The organism is Algibacter sp. (assembly GCF_049667265.1).
Classification (GTDB): Bacteria; Bacteroidota; Bacteroidia; order Flavobacteriales; family Flavobacteriaceae; genus Algibacter_B.
This window is the reverse complement of record NZ_JBATHX010000271.1, coordinates 1-2,058: the sequence shown is the minus strand read 5'-3', so window position 1 is coordinate 2,058 and position 2,058 is coordinate 1. Positions and strand designations below refer to the sequence as shown.

General features: G+C 31.4%; 3 protein-coding genes. 2 read left to right on the top strand and 1 reads right to left on the bottom strand.

The features are described 5' to 3' along the window. Window positions 1–599 (bottom strand): hypothetical protein (locus WBN21_RS10150; protein WP_424199918.1); only part of this gene is annotated, 599 nt, incomplete at its 3' end. A 100-nt stretch (window positions 600–699) separates the two neighbouring features. Here WBN21_RS10150 and WBN21_RS10145 point away from each other — a divergent pair. Together WBN21_RS10145 and WBN21_RS10140 are read left to right on the top strand one after the other, a co-directional pair. Next, complete coding sequence (locus tag WBN21_RS10145) at window positions 700–1,077, top strand: Na(+)-translocating NADH-quinone reductase subunit F (protein WP_424199917.1); 378 nt, start codon at window positions 700–702, stop codon at window positions 1,075–1,077. 16 nt (window positions 1,078–1,093) lie between these two features. Further along, window positions 1,094–2,058: FAD:protein FMN transferase (locus WBN21_RS10140; RefSeq protein ID WP_424199915.1), on the top strand; the 965-nt coding region annotated here is incomplete at its 3' end.

The following is a 2,058-nucleotide window of genomic DNA, read 5'->3' as shown; positions in this document are numbered from 1 at the left end:
TTATCAACCCATTCTGTTGCGATACATTGAAATTGCTTGTTTTCAGGGGTTCCTTTAAAAAGATAACTGTCAAATTGTTTATCAAATTGTGCAAGTTGAGGTAATGGAAATTGATTGACTAATTTTATGCCTTGAGACTCTGCATAAGGTTTTAAATCTTCTTGAATAACTCTATTTATGCTTTTTGGCGCTTTCACATTACTGCCACTTTGTTGAGCAAATTGATTGCGCTGCGGATTGTTTGAATAAAAATGAGTTATAAAACGCTCACCGTATACTTTTACACCATCTTTTGATTCAAGAAATACGCCGTCCTTTGTATTGTTAATTTCATTCCAAGTATCAGGTATGGGCATAATCCCAACGGGCATTCCAAACTGTTTGCTCATAACTTTATAACCTTTTAGCTTACCTTGCTTTGGTGTTTCGGGTTTTGAAGTTTGAACCAAGTTGGTTTGGTTGTTAAGTTCGTTTTGGTTGCTTTCAACAAATGTTTCAGAATTAGAGTTAAATTCTACAAAATCATTATTTTCCTTTTGTTGTCCGCAGGAAAAATTTATTAGGGTTAAAAGCGCTAAACAAGTCATTGAAGTTTTCATAATAAAGAAGGTGTTTACAGTTTAAAAGGTTAATATATCATCTCATCGAAACAATTTAAAAATGTCATCATGTATTTAACTTTTGTTTTATTTTTATACCATGAAAAAGCCATTATCTGAGCAAGAATTGCATAATCTAGCCATGAACCATGTAGGAAAGGATTTAGAGCAACGTGGTTTTGAGTTTATTGCTGTAAATAGTAAACTTAAAAAGCATCCGCAATTTGTGTGTATTGATAAGAATAAGCAATACTTTTTCGTGATTGTTCGGGCTGTAATTTTACCAGAAAACCCTAATAATTACGATGTCGTTTGGATGGAATCTTTTAAAAATCATGCCAGAGAAAAAGATGCAAAAGTTTTGTATGCAGGCGTTGGAATAGGTAACCCAGAAGGTGAAAAACAACCTATTTATTTAAATCAAGATTATTTGTTAGAGTATAACGGAATACAAGTATTAGAAACCAATTTTAACTGAAAATAAATATTAATAAATGAATAAATTTTTATTCGCGTTTTTACTTCTCTCATTTAGTTTTTCTTGTAAAAAAAGTAATGAAAACACAAAGCTTGTAGGGAGTGTTTTTGGTACCAGTTATTCAATTATTTATAATTCTGAAACCAATTATGAAAAACAAATAGATAGTTTGTTTTATGTCATTAATAAATCTTTGTCTACCTATCAAACGAATTCGGAAATTTCCAAATTGAATAGAAATGAAGCTTATGAAATTGATAACCATTTTATAAATGTTTATGACGCTTCAAAAGAGATTTTTGGACAAACTGGTGGTGCATTTGACCCAACAATTGGGAATATTGTTAATGCATGGAAATTTGGTTCGGAAAATACAATTGAGGTAGTAGATAGTTTGAAAATTGATAGTTTAATGCAATACGTAGGTTTCGATAAAACCTATAGACGTGAAAGCGTAATTGAAAAAATTAATCCTAATGTTTACTTAGAATTTAATGCCATAGCCAAAGGATACGCGGTTGATGTAGTTGGTGCGTTTTTAGAATCAAATAATGTTTCTAATTACTTAGTTGAAATTGGTGGAGAAATAAAAGCTAAGGGTATAAATTCTGAGAAACAAAGCCCTTGGAAAGTAGGTTTAGAGGAACCAAATTTTGAAGGTGAAAAAGTCATATTAACAGCCATAAGTATTAGGGATGAAGCCATGGCAACTTCGGGCACTTATAGGAAGTTTAAAGTTGATGAAAATGGAAATCGTTATGCCCACATTATTGATACCGAAACGGGATATCCTAGTAAAACAAATTTATTAAGTATTTCTGTAATTGCTGAAAACTGCATGACAGCTGATGCATTTGCAACAGCATTTAAGGCTATGGGAATTGAAAGGGTTAAAACATTTTTGGAAATACATCCAGAACTGAAAGTGTTTTTAATTTTTGAGAATGATGAGAATGAATTGGAAACACTATCACTTAATGG